The organism is Terrirubrum flagellatum (genome assembly GCF_022059845.1).
GTDB classification, from domain to species: Bacteria; Pseudomonadota; Alphaproteobacteria; order Rhizobiales; family Beijerinckiaceae; genus Terrirubrum; species Terrirubrum flagellatum.
Window position 1 is genome coordinate 848,911 of the sequence record NZ_CP091851.1, and the last position, 16,401, is coordinate 865,311.

Below are 16,401 nucleotides of genomic sequence, written 5' to 3' on the forward strand. Positions count from 1 at the left end.
CCGCGATGTTTTATGAACCAAAGGCGCGCGACCGGTCGCTTCTGCCGCATGATCCATTCAAGGCGATCATCGCGCCGCGCCCGATCGGCTGGGTGACGACGATCGCGCGCGACGGCTCCGTCAATCTCGCGCCCTATTCCTTCTTCAACGCCTTTTCCGGCAATCCGCCGATCATCGGGTTTTCCAGCGAGGGTGTGAAGGACTCCGCGTCATTTGCAGAGGAGACGCGCGAGTTCACATTCAATCTCGCAACATTCGATCTGCGCGATAAAATGAATCAGACATCCGCGCCGCTGCCGCGCGGGACGAGCGAGTTCGCGCATGCCAGCCTCACACCGGCGCCGGCGCGCATCGTCAAGCCGCCGCGCGTCGCTGAATCTCCCGCCTCGCTTGAGTGCGTCGTGACCGAGATCGTCGCTTTGAAGGATCGTTATGGCGTCGCCGCCGGCGCACTGCTTGTGATCGGCGAAGTCGTCGGCGTTCACATCGACGACCGCTTCGTGAAAGACGGCCGCTTCGACACAGCCGGCGCGCAGCCGATCGCGCGTTGTGGCTATCAGGATTACGCCGTCGTTAACGAGCTCTTCTCGATCGTCAGGCCGCCCGGCGCCGGGCAGTGATCAATCGCGGCTGACTTTCGCGGCCGTCGCGCGCGCCAGCGTGCGTTGCGCGCGCAGGAGATGAGGGCGGTCGACCATCTCGCCGTCCATGCCGACGACGCCAAGCCCGGGATTTTCAGCGAAGGCGGCGACGATGCGCTCGGCGCGCGCGATCGTCTTCTCATCCGGTGTGAACACTTCGTTGATGATCGCGACCTGCGCCGGATGAATCGCCATCTTGGCGACAAAGCCGTCGCGCCGCGCTTCTTCGCATTCGGCCTTCAATCCCGCATCGTTTTTGAAATCGACATAGACCGTGTCGATCGCAGCGACGCGCGCGCTGGCGGCGGCGAAAAGCAGGAGATTGCGCGCGAGCCGGTAAGGCGCGCTGAAGGCGCCGGCGCTGTCGCGATTGGCTTCGCCGCCGACATCAGCCGACAAATCTTCCGCGCCCCATGTCAGGGCGTCGAGACGCGGGCTGCATCCAGCGTAGGTCGAGAGGCCGAAGATCGCCGATGCAGTTTCGGTCGCGATCGGAATGATGCGGATCGAACCGTCCGCCAATCCGTGGCGCGCTTCGGCGACGGCGATCTTGCTCGAGAGATGCTGGACATCGCCGCCATCCTGTGACTTCGGCAGCATGATCGCGTCCGGCTGCGCCGCGGCGACCGTCGAGACGTCGTCATCGGTCAGGCCGCCATCGAGCGGATTGACGCGCACGATGAGCCGCGGGCGCTTCTCGTCCCTGCGCGCCTGCGCGACGAAATCGCGGACGAGCGCGCGCGCCGCCGGCTTGTTGGCGGCCGCGACGGAATCTTCGAGATCGATGATCAAGGCGTCTGCGCCGGTTGCGAGCGATTTCTCGAGCTTCCGTGAATTGTCGCCGGGAACGAAGAGAAGCGAACGCATCTGACCCGCTCAGTCTTTCGGCGCCTTGCGCATGAAGGCCTGACGTCTGCACTCGGCCACGAGCGCGCCATCCTGCTTATAGGCCTTGTGCGTGAATTCGACGATGCCGGCGTCGGGCCGTGAGCGCGACTCCCTCTTGCCCGCAACTTCGCTCACGACGCGGATCGTGTCGCCCTCAAAGACCGGCGCTGGAAATTTCACGTCAGTCATGCCGAGATTGGCGATGGTCGTGCCGACCGTGGTGTCGTTGACGGAGATGCCGATCATCAGGCCGAGCGTGAACAGCGAATTGACGATCGGCCGGCCCCATTCCGTCTCCGTGGCGCAGAAATGCGCGTCGATATGGAGGGGCTGCGGATTGAGCGTCATGTTCGAGAACAGCATGTTGTCCATCTGCGTCACGGTGCGGGTCAAGCCGTGGGCGATGGTCTCCCCGATCGTGAAGTCCTCGAAATATCGCCCTCCGCGGGGATGTCTTGGCATGCTCATGATGCTGTCCTGGTCGCTGATTTTAAGAGGCCATTTACCATGTTTCCGCAAGACTGGCCGCCGGCGGGCGTCTGTCTCGCTGCGTCGCTTGAGTCCTTCGATGTCGTTCCTGTCCCTGTTCACGACCCCGGCGACGCCGGAGCCGGCCCCGACCACCGGGAGCGGGCTCGCCGACGCGGTGCGCCAGGGCGCCGACAAGTCAGGCGTCAGCTTCGATTATCTCATGCGGACGGCGACACGCGAGTCCGCGCTCGATCCCAACGCCAAGGCGCCGACTTCAAGCGCGACGGGACTTTACCAGTTCATCGAGCAGACCTGGCTCGCCTCCATCAAAGCCGACGGCGCGAAATACGGCCTGCAAGGCTATGCCGACGCCATTACAACAGGCTCGAACGGGCGTCTTACAGTGGCCGATCCGGCGATGCGCAGCCAGATTCTGGCGCTGCGAAAGGATCCGCACATCAGTTCGGCGCTGGCCGGCGAACTGGCGCAACGCAATGGCGCCAGCCTGTCCGACACGCTCGGCCGTCAGGCGAGCGATGGCGAACTCTATGTCGCCCATGTGCTTGGCGCGCGCGGCGCGGCGTCGCTGCTGGCGCGCGCATCGGCGACGCCTGATCTGAAGGCCGCGACCTATTTCCCTGACGAAGCCGCTGCGAATCGCGGCCTGTTCTACACGCCGAGCGGTCAGCCCCGGACACTGGCGCAGCTCCGGCAGAAGCTGATGGATGGTTTCGACGCGCAGACGGCCGTCGCTGTTGTGCCTACCGCCGCCTCGTCGAGCGCCTCCGCCGCCAGCGGCGCTTGGCTGTCTTTCTTTCCGCAAGCCGCGAGCGCGTCCGACAGCGGCCGGCCGCTCGACGGGCTGTTCCAGACCGAAGGCGTCCGAGGGCCGTTGACGCCTTCGGTCAAGCGCATCTGGACCGCGAGCGCAGACGCGTCTTCGGGCGCAGGCTCCTATTTCCCGACCGGGTCAGGCGGGGCGCTCAACGCGCCGGCGCGAGCGGCGCCTTCGCCTGAAAGCAAATCGGAATCTCCGACAACGCCCGCCGCTGTAAGCAACCGCAAGAAACGCGGCGTCGGCAAGCCGCTTGATCTGCAATCGCTGATGAAGCCCATCGCCGCATGATCGTCCGACGCTTTCTCGAATGGTCGCAGACCGCGCCGGCTGGCCAGCGCGCTGAAGCCGCGAGCGCGCTCGCGCGCGCTTATCTCTATTCCGAGCTCGAACCGGCGGACCGTGACGAAGCGCTCGCCGCGCTTGCGATCATGCTTGACGATGGAGCTCCGCCCGTACGTCGCGCGCTCGCCGAAACCTTCGCCTCGGCCGCCGATGCGCCCGTCCATATCATCATCTCGCTGAGCAACGACCAGAGCGAGATCGCGGCGCCTGTGCTTGCGCGTTCGCCTGTGCTGCTCGATTCCGATCTCATCGATAGCGCCGCGATCGGCGATGCTGCGGCGCGGCTTGCGATCGCCGGCCGCGCGCGGCTGTCCGCTGGCGTCTGCGCGGCCATGGCCGAAATCGGCGAGCCGGAGTCGCTCGTCGAGATGCTGCGCAATCCCGGCGCTGAAATTCCCGATTTCGCCTATCGCAGGATGATCGAACGACATGGCGCGGAGGCCAGCCTGCGCGAGGAAATGCTGCACAGGAGCGATCTTTCCGCCGGCGTGCGCCATATGCTTGTCGTCGCGGTGTCGGACGCGCTGTCGCAATTCGTGCAGACCTGCGCCTGGATGCGGCCGGAGCGCGGCGAGCGCGTGATGGCGGAGGCGCGAGAAGCCGCCGCGGTCGCGATCGCCGAAAAGGCAGGCGATTGCGAGGCGCTTGCGCGCCATCTTTGCGCCAGCCGTCAGTTGACCGCCGGCCTGCTTCTCCGCGCGCTTCTCTCAGGGCGCGTCGCCCTTCTTGAAGCCGCTCTCTCGCAACTCAGCGGCCAGCCATCGCGTCGCGTCGCGGGAATCCTCTCACAGCGCCGCGGCGGCGGTTTCGCCGCGCTCTATCGTCAGGCCGGGCTGCCGCAAGGGCTATTCAGGGCTTTTGACGCGGCGATCGCGGCGTGGCGCGATCTCGGGGCCGATGGCGAATTCGCGAACCGGCCGGCGGCGCTATCGCGACGGATGATCGAGCGCACGCTGACCGCGCTCGATGGCGAATGCGCCGCCGAGAACATGAAGCTCTTTGCGCTGCTGCGGCGCTACGAAGCCGAGGCGACGCGCGAAGAAGCGCGCGCTTTCATGGCGGAGGTCGTTCACGCGCCGTTCGATGAACTCGAATTCGAGATCAAGCGGCTGGTCGATGAACAGGCGGCGCTCGCCGCCTGAGTGAAGCCTTAGATCACGCCGCATTTTGATTGAATCAATCAAAATGCGGGAACGTGATCGATTCTAAAAATTCAGAGCATGGCTATTGCAGCGCGAACGCTAGCGTTCGTCGCGGAAAAACCGGTTCCCACTTTTTCGCGCCATGCTCTAGGCAGCCGCGTCGGCGCGCGGTGACAAGGTCTGCAACAAGTCCGCCGTCACCTTGATCAGCGCGTTGGTCAGCTCGCGCGCCTGCGCGTTGGAGGAATCGCGCGCGCCTTCGCGGATGATGGCGCGGATCGCATCGACATGCTGATCGACGAGCAGCTCGGGAAGGATTTCGGGTGGACAGCCATCGAGCAGCTTCGCCAGCGAATCCGCGACGCGCCCGGCAAGCGGAAAGCCGAAGACGCCGGCGTCGCCGCGGATCGTATGCGCCGCTTGGAAAAGCTCGCGATATGTTTCCTTAGCGCCATAGACGCGATATTTTGCGCGCGCATCCGCGAGCCTTGTTATCTCGGTCGCCATCCACTCACCGAACTCGTCAGCGACTTCGGCAAGTTCGGTTTCCGCCTGCTCGACCACCTGATCATCGGTCGGATCGCCGCGGCGGGTGGCGACATAAGCCATGTCTTTCAGCGTGTGCGGCGGATGCAGGACCTCATGATCTGCGTGCGCCTCGACCTGCGCGTCAGACGCTGGTTGAGGATCCCATCCGGAAGCCTTCGATGTCATGGCGTGGCCTCACCCGGGTTTTCAGTCTGACCTGCGATCGCTGCAGCAACGTCGTCGGCGCGGCGGCGATGGGAGGCGTTGACGCCCTTGCCGCCGCCATTTCCTTGTGCACGGGCGCGCCGGCGATCCGGGCCGAAGAACGTTTTCGTTTCGACGAAGGGCCGCGGGCGGGTGACGACGCCAACGATTCGCTCGCGCAGCTTTTGAGCGGATATTGGCTTCGCAAGAAACTCAGTCGCGCCGAGATCGCGCGCTTCCTTGATGCTCTGGATGGTCGCTTCGCTGGTGCAGACGATGACCGGCGTGAAGCGCGACTGATCGCTGCGCTTGCGGATGCGCTCAATGAGTTCCAGTCCGGTGACAGACGGCAGGTCGATGTCGGTGATCAGGATGTCGAAGGTGCTGCTGATAAACTGCTGGTAAGCGGCGGCGCCGTCATCGACGACTGCAGCGTCGGCGCAACCTATGCCGAGCAGCAGGGAGCGGTAGATGCGCCGCATGTTCGCGTTCGCATCCGCGCACAGCACGCGCAGCCGGGCGAAATCGAAGGCTCGGTCGTCGATCATGCGACTTCACGCGCGGGCGCTTCCGTCTCTTCGGCGGCGGGCGCTGTGTTTTCGACCTCGGCGCTCTTGCGGCGCTCCGGTCCCTTGTATTTCTTCGATGCTCCGCGCCGGCGATCCGGGCCGAAATAATCGGCGGTGCGCACGAATGAGCGTGGATTGACGATCGCGTTGACAATGCGCTGGTAGAGGCTCTTCGCCGAGATCGGCTTCGCCAGGAATTCTGTGACTCCCGCGTCGCGCGCCTGCGTCACCCGCTTCATTTCGGAATGGGCGGTGCACATGATGATCGGGACGAAGGCGTTGCGGCTCGAATTCGGCTGGCGGATCAGCTTGACCACCTCGATGCCGTCGAGAATCGGCATCTCCCAGTCGACGATGACGATGTCGGGGCCATAACGGGAGAAGGAATCGAGACCGGCTGCGCCGTCTTCAGCCTCCAGCACCTCGCGCGCGCCGTAGCCATGCAGAAGCACGCGAATGATGCGCCTGATATAGGCGTTGTCGTCGATGATGAGAAACCGCAAGCGGCTGACATCAACTCGCATCATCGCCGCTAACGACTCCTTAACCCTCACGCAGACGCCAACGACCACTTGGGCCGCCCGACAAGCCTAGGCAGTTTGGGTTAAAAGGCGGTTGCCCGGATGCAGAAAATGGCGGCGCAGATCGCGCCGCTCACCAGCCGAACTGCTCATTCAGGATGCGTTCGTCGAGGCTATGGCCCGGATCATGCAGCAGGATCATGTCGACCGAATGATCCATGCCGACCTCGACGCCGAGCACCTCGTCGACTTCGGCATGGTCCGCGACGGCGCCGACAGGTCGTTTAGCGGCTTCGAGAACCGCGATCGTCACACGCGCCCGATCGGGCAGGAGCGCGCCGCGCCAGCGCCGCGGGCGAAAGGGCGAGATCGGCGTCACAGCCAGCAGGGGGGCGTTCAGCGGCAGGATCGGACCGTTGGCGGAGAGGTTGTAGGCGGTTGAGCCGGCCGGCGTGGAGACTATGACGCCGTCGCAGATCAACTCCTCCATGCGCACCTTGCCGTCGACCGAGATGCGCAGCTTCGCCGCCTGATAGGATCGACGGAAGAGATGCACGTCATTGATAGCGCGGCGGATTGTCTGTCGGCCTTTCTCATCGGACGCCTTCATCTGCAGCGGATGGATCACGCTGCGCTGGGCCGCCGCCAGACGTTCGCGCAGGTCGTCTTCCCGATATTCGTTCATGAGGAAGCCGACGGAACCGCGATTCATGCCGTAGATCGGTTTGCCGCGACCCATTTGGGCATGGAGCGTCTGCAGCATCAGCCCGTCGCCGCCGAGCGCGACAATGACGTCGGCGTGATCAGGCGATACCTCGCCGTAGCGCTTCGCGAGCGCAAGGCGGGCCGCTTCCGCTTCCGGAGTCTGGCTGGCGACGAAGGCGAGGGCGATATCCTCAGACATATGACGTGCTTAGCGGAGACGCTCGCCGCAATAAAGGCTCCAGCGCGAAAGCGGTTTCTCAAGCCGGTTAACAAAACGGCGGGCTTTCGCCCGCCGTTTCTGGCCGAAACGATCAATGGCGCTCAAACGCCGCTCGACCAAACCGCGGGCACGAATTCATAACTCGATCCCGACTTCTCGATGTAGCCCGCGGCCGGGAAGGGCGCGTGATAGAACACCACTTGCGTCTTTTCGGTCGCTGCCATGTCGAGCATCTTTTTCCGGGTCTTGGCCGCGATGTCGCCATTCATGTCGAACACGGCGTGCCAGTCGGGATGGCGGACGAACAGCGACGGGAGGTTGACGACGTCGGACATCACGAGAAGCTTGCCATTGCCGGACGAGATCATGAACGACGTGTGGCCTGGCGTGTGGCCCTCGGACTGAATCGCAGTGATTCCAGGCGCGACTTCCTTGCCCCACTCGTAACGCGAAACGTTCTTCATATCGTTGAAGACGCGACGCACGCCCTGGAAGCCGCCTTTCAGGGCGTCGCTGGCCGCGTTCATTTTCGCGTCATCCATCCAGTAGGTCCATTCGACTTCCGGCACCTTGATTTCGGTGTTCGGGAAGACCGCTGTTCCGTCCTTGAGGCGAAGGCCATTGATATGATCGCCGTGGAAATGGCTGATCAGGATGGTGTCGATCTGCTCGGGCGCGAAACCGGCCGCCTTGAGGTTCTCCATCCACTTGCCAGACGATGGCGCGCCGGAATTACCGTTGCCGGTGTCGATGGCGATCAGCTTCGAGCCCGTATTGATGACAAGAGCCGTGAAATAGAGCGGCAACCGGTCGGTCGGCATGAACGCCGTCGACATTGCTTTCTGCACGTCGTCGAGTTTGGCGTTGCGGACAAAGCCATCCAGCGGCCTGCCGGCGAAGCCGTCATGTATGGCCGTCACCTGATAGTCGCCAACCTTGAAACGATAGAAGCCAGGCGCCTGCGCAGTGGCCATTGGCGCGCCGGCTTCCGCTGGCGACACGCTGAACTGTTCAGATAAGGCAAGCCCGCCGGCGGCGACGCCAGCGGCCAGAAGCGTGCGACGATCAATCGTCATTTTCAGTTCTCCCTCGTTGGTCTCTTGCACGAAGCACATCGCAGCAATTCGACGCCACAACGATAAAGGCTTGGATGCTCGCTTCAAGCGTCTGCGAACCCCTTAGCAGTTCGGATTGAAGGCGGCGGGGTTCCATTCATATCCGTCGCCGTCTCTGCGCACGCGGCCGACGCCGGGGAATGGCGCGTGATAGAAGGCGAGCGGCGTCTGTTCCGACGCGGCGAAATCGAGCAGCTTCCGTCGCGTTTCAACGGCGCGCGGCTTATCCATATCGAAGCCGAGCTGGAAATCCGGACGGCGCGCAAACACGCGCGGATCGTTGCAGACATCGCCGACGACGATGAGTTTCTGGCCGCCTGACTCGATCAGGAAAGAGGTATGTCCAAACGCATGTCCTGGTGTCGCCATGGCCCTCACGCCGGGAATGACTTCATCGTCGGCATTGAAGCGGCGCACCTCTTTCGCGATCGGCGCGAAGATGCGGCGCGCTGTCTGAAATGAAGCGCGCCCGGCTTCGGGCGCCGCGTTCATGCGCGCATCATCCATCCAGTAGGTCCATTCGTCAGCGGGGACTGCGATTTGGGCGTTCGAATAGATGAGTTCATCATTCTTGCTGCGCAGGCCCAAAATATGGTCGCCGTGGAAATGGCTGATGAGAACTGTGTCGATCGTCTTGGGGTCGATTCCGGCGGCCGCCATGTTCGCCGCCATCTTGCCCGCGGCAGGCGGCCCATTGTCAGCGAAACCGGCGTCGATGAGAACGAGCCGCGAGCCGGTGTTGATGGTCACGCAGGTGTAGGAGCCGCCGATGACGTCGGTCGGCATGCAGCGGCTCGCAAGAACAGCCCTGAGTTCGTCCAGCGGGGCATTGACGACGTAGTTCGCGTCCAGCGCGCGGGGCGAATATCCGTCGAACAGAGCGGTGATTTCAAAATCGCCGACATAGTAGCGATAGAAGCCCGCTACCTGACGGCGGATCTGCGGCGGCGCTTTCTTCGAAGGGGCTTCAGGCAACGGGGATCTCGCAGCAACGGGCGGCCGGGTTCCCAGCCTTCACCAAAGGTGAGGCATTGGATCGGCCCTGTGCGAAATGTCCAGCCGCGCCCGATAACAATCTGTTGAAGGATTGGTCCGTCTTGCGAACAAGTTCAAAGGCTTGCGGCCGCCCGGGCGGCTTGGTCGTACTGGCCCGAGAGGGCGCGCATATTCGAGGCGATATCGGACAGCAGGCCCTTGTCGACGCCCGACGCGAGCGCCGAACGCACCAGCAGCGTTTCGCGCACCTCGCGATAGCGTTCGCAGGCCCGCTCGCCCGCGGGCGTGGTTGCCGCCAGCTTTTCCTTTCCCTGCCGCATGCTTTTGATGAGCTTGAGCTTTTCAAGCTTCTTCAGGGAGTAGGCGACGACGTGCGTGTCCTCGATGTTGAGCACGAGGCAGATGTCGGCGAGGCGCTTCGGCTTCCCGCGGTGATGGATGTGATGAAGCGCCAGCACATCGAGCGCGGAAAGGTCGGGTACGCCCGCCGCCGCCATGCCGCGAACGATCCAGCGGTTGAAGGCGTGCGCTGTCATCGACAGCGCAAATTCGAACTCGGACAGCGATGGCATGCCGCCGGAGGCGAGATGGCCTGACGAAACGATCGGACCAAGGTCTGATGGAGCGTCGCTCGGACTCATCGGGATGGCCTCCTTCCCGGCCATGCTACTCGACGACTACATTATGTCAATAAATTCTCGACAAAGTGCTTTCGAGAGATTAGACGCTTGCCCAGCAGACGTCAGAGGAGGTCGAGATGGCCGGGGCTTGCTGGGATTTCTGGATCGATCGCGGCGGCACGTTCACCGACGTGATCGCGCGCAAGCCCGACGGATCGCTGGCCGCCCGCAAGGTGCTGTCTGAAAATCCGGGCGCCTATCGCGACGCGGCCGTGCAGGGCGTGCGCGAACATCTTGGCCTCAAGGCGGGCGAGCCGATCCCATCCGGCCTGATTGGCGAAGTCAGGATGGGGACGACTGTCGCCACAAATGCGCTGCTCGAGCGCAAGGGCGATCGCACGCTGCTCGTGATCACGAAGGGCTTCGGCGATGCGTTGCGCATCGGCTATCAGGCGAGGCCGAAAATCTTCGCCAAGGAAATCATCAAGCCTGACCAGCTCTATGAGCGCGTCGTGGAGATTGACGAGCGCGTGCTCGCCGACGGCGTTGTCGAAAAGACTCCTGATCTCGACGCCACACGCGCGGCGCTCGCGCAAGCGAAGGGTGATGGCTTCGATGTGGTCGCGATCGCCTTCATGCACGCCTATCGCTTTCCCGCACATGAACAGGCGGTGGCGAAGCTCGCGCGCGAGATGGGTTTCACGCAGGTTTCGGTTAGTCACGAAATCTCGCCGCTGGTGAAGCTTGTCGGTCGCGGCGACACGGCGGTCGTTGACGCCTATCTCTCACCGATCCTGCGTCGCTATGTGAAGCAGGTTTCAGACGAACTCGATGTCGAGCGCACCGGCGCGCGGCTGATGTTCATGATGTCTTCAGGAGGTCTGACAGCCGCCGACCTCTTCCAGGGCAAGGACGCGATCCTTTCAGGCCCCGCGGGCGGCGTGGTCGGCATGGCGGAGACGGGAAAATCCGCCGGCTTCGGCCATGTCATCGGCTTCGATATGGGCGGCACCTCGACCGACGTGGCGCATTTCGATGGCGAGTATGAGCGCGCTTTCGAGACGGAGGTCGCCGGCGTGCGCATGCGCGCGCCGATGATGCTCATTCACACCGTCGCCGCCGGCGGCGGATCGATCCTGCACTATGACGGTTCGCGTTTCCGTGTCGGTCCTGATTCCGCTGGCGCGGATCCCGGTCCGGCCGCCTATCGCCGCGGCGGGCCGCTCGCAGTGACCGACGCCAATGTGATGGTCGGCAAGCTCATTCCGGATTTCTTCCCCGCGATCTTCGGGCCGGAGCAGAGCGAGCCGCTTGATCGCGCCGTCGTTGAAAACAAATTCGCGAAGCTTGCCGCCGAAGTCGGCGACGGCCGTTCGCCTGAACAGGTCGCTGACGGATTCATCCAGATCGCGGTCGCCAATATGGCGGAAGCGATCAAGAAGATTTCCGTGCAGCGCGGTTATGACATCACGCGTTATGCGCTGAACTGTTTCGGCGGCGCCGGCGGACAGCACGCCTGTCTCGTGGCCGATGCGCTCGGCATGACGACGGTGTTGATCCATCCGCTCTCTGGACTTCTCTCGGCCTACGGCATGGGGCTCGCGAATGTGCGCGCGACGCGGCAGAAAGCGCTCGACATTCCGCTCGATGCGAAGGCGCCTGCGGCGATCGACGCTGCGGCGTCCCCGCTGGCGAGCGATATTCGCGCCGAGATTTCAGGGCAGGGCGTCGCCGCGCCCAACATCGAGACCTTCGTGCGCGCGCATATCCGCTACGCCGGCACTGACACCGCGTTGATCGTCAACGCTGGCGCGGCCGACGCGATGAAGGCGGCGTTCGAGTCCGCGCATCGCGCGCGCTTCGGCTTCATCGACGAGACCAAGAGCATCGTCATCGAAGCCGTCGAGGTGGAAGGCGTGGGCGGCGGCGCGCCGTTCAACGAGCCTGAGCGTGCGCTGAAGTTAGGCGCGAACGCCTCTGCTGCGCGTCAGACGCGCTTCTTCAGCCAGGGCGCGTGGCATGACGCCGGCGTCTATCTCCGCGCCAACATTCCACATGGCGCAAAGATTGACGGCCCGGCCATCATCATCGAACCGAACCAGACTGTGATCGTGGAAGAGGGTTGGCAGGCTGCGCTGACTGCGCGCGATCATCTCGTACTGTCGCGCGTGAAAGCGCGGGCGCAGCGCGTGGCGATCGGCACCAAGGCCGATCCCGTGATGCTGGAGATCTTCAACAATCTCTTCATGTCGATCGCCGAACAGATGGGCGTGACGCTGCAGAACACCGCCTATTCCGTGAACATCAAGGAGCGGCTCGACTTCTCCTGCGCCGTGTTCGACTCCGAAGGCAATCTCGTCGCCAACGCGCCGCATATGCCGGTGCATCTGGGCTCGATGGACAAGTCGGTCGAGACGGTGATCAAAAATAACAAGGCCATCAAACCCGGCGACGTCTATGTGCTGAATGCGCCCTACAATGGCGGCACGCATCTTCCCGACATCACCGTCTGCACGCCCGTGTTCGATGACGCTCAGCAAAATATCCTGTTCTGGGTGGCGAGCCGCGGTCATCACGCCGATGTCGGGGGGCTGGCGCCCGGCTCGATGTCGCCGCTCGCGACGCACATCGAGGAAGAGGGCGTCTATATCGACAATTTCAAGATGGTCGATCGGGGACATTTTCTCGAAAAGGAACTGACAGCGCTTCTAACCGGCGCGCGCTACCCCGTGCGCAACGTCCGCCAGAATGTCACTGATCTCAAGGCGCAAGTCGCTGCGAACGAGAAAGGCGTCGCCGAATTGCGCAAGATGATCGCGCATTTCGGTCTTGACGTGGTGCAGGCCTATATGGGCCATGTGCAGGACAATGCGGCCGAGAGCGTGCGCCGCGTCATCGATGCGCTTGAAGACTCGACCTTCGAATATCCCATGGATCAGGGTTGCTCGATCCGGGTGAAGATCAGCGTCGACAAGGAGAAGCGTGAAGCGACAGTCGATTTCACCGGCACGTCAGAACAGCGCGGCGATAATTTCAACGCGCCGGCGCCGGTGACGCGCGCGGCCGTGCTTTATGTCTTCCGCGTCATGGTCGATGACGAGATTCCGATGAACGCCGGTTGCCTCCGGCCGATCCGGATCATCGTTCCCGACAAGTCGATGCTGTCGCCGCATTATCCTGCGGCGGTCGTCGCGGGAAATGTCGAGGTCAGCCAGGCGGTGACGAACTGTCTCTTCGGCGCGTTGAAGGCGATGTCGGCGGCGCAGGGGACGATGAACAATCTCACCTTCGGCAATGACGCCTACCAGTACTACGAGACGATCTGCTCGGGTTCGCCTGCGGGTCCCGGCTGGAATGGAACGTCTGGCGTCCACACGCACATGACGAATTCGCGGCTCTCAGATCCCGAGATCTTCGAATTGCGTTTTCCTGTCGTGCTGGAGGATTTCCACATTCGTCCGGACACCGGCGGAAAAGGAAAGTGGAGCGCCGGCGACGGCACGAGCCGCACCATCCGTTTCCGCGAGACGATGGAGTGCGCGATCCTCTCCTCCCATCGCAAGGTTAGGCCCTTTGCGATAGAGGGCGGCGAGCCTGGCCTCGTCGGTCGGACGTTCGTTCGCCGTAAGGACGGCCGCACCTACGAATTGCAGGGATGCGACCAGACGGTGATTGAGGCCGGAGAAGCCGTGACCGTGATGACGCCGACGGGCGGCGGCTGGGGCAGGGCCTCCTGAACATTTAGTCGCGCTCCGGCGCGGCGCAGCTTTAACCGCGACACCCCGCCGCAGGCTAATTGCGCCTGCTGCGGCGGCGTGTCGCGCTTCGTTTATTTGAACGAAAATGTGATCGGCGCTTGATGGCGCCCGGCGCCTTTCGCCACGAATCCGCCCCGAGTCGGGCATTGTCCCGATCATGAATGAGGCGTTCGCCGGCTGATCGCGCCGCCACCTCTATTCGTGAAAAGGCGGACGGCGCGGCGCGCCGGGATCTCGGATGCAACAGCAGGAAGCCGACGACGAAAGTTCAAAACGGGCAGGCGGAGCCCGCATCATTCCGCTGGTCGTCGCCGCGGCGCTTCTCATGGAAAATCTGGATTCGACTGTCCTCACGACTGCGATCCCGACCATTGCGCCGGAATTCGGCATCGATCCCGTTCATCTCAAGCTGGCGCTGACCGCCTATCTCATGAGCCTCGCCGTGTTCGTGCCGGCGAGCGGATGGATGGCCGACCGGTTCGGACCACGGCGCATCTTTGTCGCCGCGATCGCGTTCTTCACCTTCTCCTCGATCATGTGCGCGCTCTCGCAGAACCTGTCGCAGCTTGTTGCCGCGCGCATCTGCCAGGGCGTCGGCGGCGCGATGATGACGCCGGTCGGACGCCTCGTGGTCGTGCGTTCGGTGGACAAGCGCGATCTCGTCTCGGCGCTCGCCTGGGTCACCATTCCCGCGCTGATCGGGCCGATCATGGGCCCGCCGCTTGGCGGCTTCGTCGTCACCTATACGAGCTGGCGCTGGATTTTCCTGATCAATGTGCCGATCGGCATCGTCGGCATCGCGCTTGCGTGGCGACTTCTGCCTGAACTTGCGACGCGCGAGCCGCGCATCTTCGATTGGTGGGGCTTCTTTCTTTCAGGCGGTGGACTTTCGCTGCTTGTGATCGCGGCCGCCTTTTTCGGCCTGGGATCGAGCGACGCGCTGCTTGCGATCTGCTCCGCTTTGATCGGCGCGACCTGTCTCTGGCTCTATGCGCGCCACGCGGCGAGCCTCAACAATCCGCTGCTCGATCTCAGCCTGCTGCGCATTCCCACGGTGCGCGCGAGTCTGCTCGGCGGCTCACTGTTCCGGATTGGCGTTGGCGCGTCGCCGTTCCTGCTTCCGTTGCTGCTGCAAGTCGGCTTTGGCCTCAATCCGCTGGCGTCGGGCCTCGTGACCTTCGCATCGGGCGCTGGCGCGCTGCTGATGAAGTTCAGCGCCAAGCCGATCCTGGGCGCGTTCGGCTTCCGCAACGCGCTGATGTGGAATGGCGCAATCGCTTCAGTGCTGATCGCGGCGCCGATGATCTTCTCCAGCACGACGCCGGCGCTGCTGATGTCCGGCATCCTGTTCGTCTCGGGCTTTCTGCGTTCGCTGCAGTTCACCGCGGTCAATGCGCTCGCTTTCGCCGATGTGCCGGATGATCGCATGAGCGCAGCGACCACGCTGTCGGCGGTCGCGCAACAAGTCGCGGCGAGCTTCGGCGTATCGCTGGCTGCGATCATCCTGCAAGCGTCTCGCGCAATCAGCGGGCAAGCTGCTCTGACGGTGAGCGACTTCCTCGCCGCCTTCACCATTCTTGCTGTCGTCGCGAGCTTCTCGGTCATCAGCTTCTTCCGACTCAATCCGGACGCGGCCCGCCAGCTCGTGGCGGCCGGGCCTTCCAATCAAGAGGGGAAAACAAGATGAAGCGCTTCGCCCTGCTTGGCCTTGCTCTCGTTGTCGCAGGCGCCGTCATCTACGGCTATGTCAGGCTTTCAGGCCCGGAGCAGGCGCGCGCAGCAAGAAGCCTCGACAGCTCTGCGCCGGTGACAATCGCCGTGGCGCAGAGCGCTGATGTGCCCATCATGCGGCGCGCCATCGGCTTTGCGGAGCCTGTCGCGACCGTCGGCGTGAAGGCCCGGATGGATGGCGTGATTGCGACGCAGAAGGTTCAGGAAGGGCAGGAGGTGAAAGAGGGCGATCTCCTCTTCACGCTCGATGATCGCGAACTGAAGGCGCAGATCGCGCGCGACGAGGCGGCGGTGCAGCGCGACCAGGCGGCGCTGGCGCAGAAGCGCGCCGATCTCGCGCGCCAGCAAAGTCTTGTGCAGAAGGGCGCCGGCACACAGCAGGCGCTCGATCTCGCCGTCGCCGATGAAGCGACCGCCGCAGCGACCGTGCAATCGGATCAGGCGACCTTGTCGCTCGATCGTGTGCGCCTCTCCTATGCCGTGATTTCGGCGCCGATCGCGGGACGCCTCGGCGCCATCACCGCAACGCCCGGCAACGCCGTGCGCGCCAATGACGCCACCGCGAGCCTTGTCACTATCACGCAGCTTTCGCCGATCCGAGTCAGCTTCACCATGCCCGAGCGCGAACTCGGTCTGCTGCGCGACGCGACGAAGGATGGCGCGAAGCCTGAGGTGCGCGTGTTCAGCGCGGCGACGAAAGAAAAGGTCGGAACCGGCGCGCTCGATTTCATCGATTCGTCGGTGAACAAGGCGTCCGGCACCGTCGATGCGAAAGCGCTATTCCCCAATGACGACCGCAAGCTGTGGCCCGGCGAATATGTCGACGTGCAGATCGTGCTCGGCGATGTGAAAAACGCCGTGACGACGCCGGCGGTCGCCGTGCAGGAGGGGCAGAACGGCCAGTTCGTCTATGTGCTGAAGTCAGACAACACGGTCGAGGCGCGTCCCGTTACTGTTGTGTCGAACGAGAATGGCGTCGCCGCGATGTCGAAGGGGCTCGCGGCGGGAGAGAAGATCGTCACTGAAGGCCAGTCGCGGTTGTCGCCCGGCGCGCGGGCGCGGCCGACGCAGGCGGGGGCGCCCGCCGGCGCGAATAAGGCGCAGGGCTAGGG

At 63.7% G+C, this 16,401-nt stretch carries 15 protein-coding genes; 6 read left to right on the forward strand and 9 right to left on the reverse strand.

Annotation, left to right across the window (positions count from 1 at the left end; genetic code table 11):
- Window positions 1–5 precede the first annotated feature (5 nt).
- The gene (locus tag L8F45_RS04370) at window positions 6–620 is read left to right on the forward strand and encodes a flavin reductase family protein (protein ID WP_342361666.1); all 615 of its coding nucleotides are present in this window, start codon (window positions 6–8) and stop codon (window positions 618–620) included.
- Here the strand turns inward: L8F45_RS04370 and L8F45_RS04375 are convergent, their stop codons facing one another.
- Both L8F45_RS04375 and L8F45_RS04380 read right to left on the reverse strand, forming a co-directional pair.
- Window positions 621–1,508, reverse strand: a complete 888-nt coding sequence (locus L8F45_RS04375; RefSeq protein WP_342361667.1) for an HpcH/HpaI aldolase/citrate lyase family protein — start codon at window positions 1,506–1,508, stop codon at window positions 621–623. It lies immediately after the preceding gene.
- A gap of 9 nt (window positions 1,509–1,517) precedes the next feature.
- Window positions 1,518–1,997, reverse strand: coding sequence for a MaoC family dehydratase (locus L8F45_RS04380; RefSeq protein ID WP_342361668.1), 480 nt, complete (start codon window positions 1,995–1,997; stop codon window positions 1,518–1,520).
- Between the two features lie 100 nt (window positions 1,998–2,097).
- On the opposite strand from L8F45_RS04380, the gene L8F45_RS04385 reads away from it, so the two are divergent.
- Complete coding sequence (locus L8F45_RS04385) at window positions 2,098–3,126, forward strand: lytic transglycosylase domain-containing protein (protein WP_342361669.1); 1,029 nt, start codon at window positions 2,098–2,100, stop codon at window positions 3,124–3,126.
- A complete protein-coding gene (locus L8F45_RS04390; RefSeq protein WP_342361670.1) occupies window positions 3,123–4,322 on the forward strand; it encodes a DUF2336 domain-containing protein in 1,200 nt (399 codons plus the stop codon). The genes L8F45_RS04385 and L8F45_RS04390 overlap by 4 nt, the downstream gene beginning before the upstream one ends.
- Before the next feature lie 147 nt (window positions 4,323–4,469).
- Here L8F45_RS04390 and L8F45_RS04395 read toward each other — a convergent pair whose 3' ends face one another.
- From L8F45_RS04395 to L8F45_RS04425, 7 genes are all read right to left on the reverse strand, one after another.
- Entirely contained in the window at window positions 4,470–5,036 is a 567-nt protein-coding gene (locus tag L8F45_RS04395) for an Hpt domain-containing protein (RefSeq protein WP_342361671.1), read from the reverse strand.
- Complete coding sequence (locus tag L8F45_RS04400; RefSeq protein WP_342361672.1) at window positions 5,033–5,602, reverse strand: response regulator; 570 nt, start codon at window positions 5,600–5,602, stop codon at window positions 5,033–5,035. Before L8F45_RS04400 ends, L8F45_RS04395 begins: the two co-directional genes overlap by 4 nt.
- Window positions 5,599–6,150: a response regulator gene (locus L8F45_RS04405; RefSeq protein WP_342361673.1), complete on the reverse strand. Its 552-nt coding sequence runs from the start codon at window positions 6,148–6,150 to the stop codon at window positions 5,599–5,601. The genes L8F45_RS04400 and L8F45_RS04405 overlap by 4 nt, the downstream gene beginning before the upstream one ends.
- Window positions 6,151–6,277: 127 nt before the next feature.
- Window positions 6,278–7,048, reverse strand: a complete 771-nt coding sequence (locus L8F45_RS04410) for an NAD kinase (RefSeq protein ID WP_342361674.1) — start codon at window positions 7,046–7,048, stop codon at window positions 6,278–6,280.
- Between the two features lie 122 nt (window positions 7,049–7,170).
- Complete coding sequence (locus tag L8F45_RS04415) at window positions 7,171–8,145, reverse strand: MBL fold metallo-hydrolase (protein ID WP_342361675.1); 975 nt, start codon at window positions 8,143–8,145, stop codon at window positions 7,171–7,173.
- Window positions 8,146–8,247: 102 nt separating this feature from the next.
- Complete coding sequence (locus tag L8F45_RS04420) at window positions 8,248–9,159, reverse strand: MBL fold metallo-hydrolase (protein WP_342361676.1); 912 nt, start codon at window positions 9,157–9,159, stop codon at window positions 8,248–8,250.
- A gap of 134 nt (window positions 9,160–9,293) precedes the next feature.
- The gene (locus tag L8F45_RS04425; protein WP_342361677.1) at window positions 9,294–9,821 is read right to left on the reverse strand and encodes a winged helix DNA-binding protein; all 528 of its coding nucleotides are present in this window, start codon (window positions 9,819–9,821) and stop codon (window positions 9,294–9,296) included.
- Between the two features lie 116 nt (window positions 9,822–9,937).
- On the opposite strand from L8F45_RS04425, the gene L8F45_RS04430 reads away from it, so the two are divergent.
- The 3 genes from L8F45_RS04430 (at window position 9,938) to L8F45_RS04440 (ending at window position 16,399) form a co-directional block, all read left to right on the forward strand.
- Window positions 9,938–13,537, forward strand: coding sequence for a hydantoinase B/oxoprolinase family protein (locus L8F45_RS04430; RefSeq protein WP_342361678.1), 3,600 nt, complete (start codon window positions 9,938–9,940; stop codon window positions 13,535–13,537).
- 259 nt (window positions 13,538–13,796) lie between these two features.
- Complete coding sequence (locus L8F45_RS04435; protein WP_342361679.1) at window positions 13,797–15,245, forward strand: MFS transporter; 1,449 nt, start codon at window positions 13,797–13,799, stop codon at window positions 15,243–15,245.
- On the forward strand, window positions 15,242–16,399 hold the full coding sequence (locus tag L8F45_RS04440; protein ID WP_342361680.1) for an efflux RND transporter periplasmic adaptor subunit: 1,158 nt from the start codon (window positions 15,242–15,244) through the stop codon (window positions 16,397–16,399). The genes L8F45_RS04435 and L8F45_RS04440 overlap by 4 nt, the downstream gene beginning before the upstream one ends.
- Window positions 16,400–16,401 lie beyond the last annotated feature (2 nt).

Coding starts and splice junctions, on each gene's coding strand:
- L8F45_RS04370 (WP_342361666.1), top strand. CDS start 6: ATGTTTTATGAACCAAAGGCGCGCGACCGGTCGCTTCTGCCGCATGAT.
- L8F45_RS04375 (WP_342361667.1), bottom strand. CDS start 1,508: ATGCGTTCGCTTCTCTTCGTTCCCGGCGACAATTCACGGAAGCTCGAG.
- L8F45_RS04380 (WP_342361668.1), bottom strand. CDS start 1,997: ATGAGCATGCCAAGACATCCCCGCGGAGGGCGATATTTCGAGGACTTC.
- L8F45_RS04385 (WP_342361669.1), top strand. CDS start 2,098: ATGTCGTTCCTGTCCCTGTTCACGACCCCGGCGACGCCGGAGCCGGCC.
- L8F45_RS04390 (WP_342361670.1), top strand. CDS start 3,123: ATGATCGTCCGACGCTTTCTCGAATGGTCGCAGACCGCGCCGGCTGGC.
- L8F45_RS04395 (WP_342361671.1), bottom strand. CDS start 5,036: ATGACATCGAAGGCTTCCGGATGGGATCCTCAACCAGCGTCTGACGCG.
- L8F45_RS04400 (WP_342361672.1), bottom strand. CDS start 5,602: ATGATCGACGACCGAGCCTTCGATTTCGCCCGGCTGCGCGTGCTGTGC.
- L8F45_RS04405 (WP_342361673.1), bottom strand. CDS start 6,150: ATGATGCGAGTTGATGTCAGCCGCTTGCGGTTTCTCATCATCGACGAC.
- L8F45_RS04410 (WP_342361674.1), bottom strand. CDS start 7,048: ATGTCTGAGGATATCGCCCTCGCCTTCGTCGCCAGCCAGACTCCGGAA.
- L8F45_RS04415 (WP_342361675.1), bottom strand. CDS start 8,145: ATGACGATTGATCGTCGCACGCTTCTGGCCGCTGGCGTCGCCGCCGGC.
- L8F45_RS04425 (WP_342361677.1), bottom strand. CDS start 9,821: ATGAGTCCGAGCGACGCTCCATCAGACCTTGGTCCGATCGTTTCGTCA.
- L8F45_RS04430 (WP_342361678.1), top strand. CDS start 9,938: ATGGCCGGGGCTTGCTGGGATTTCTGGATCGATCGCGGCGGCACGTTC.
- L8F45_RS04435 (WP_342361679.1), top strand. CDS start 13,797: ATGCAACAGCAGGAAGCCGACGACGAAAGTTCAAAACGGGCAGGCGGA.
- L8F45_RS04440 (WP_342361680.1), top strand. CDS start 15,242: ATGAAGCGCTTCGCCCTGCTTGGCCTTGCTCTCGTTGTCGCAGGCGCC.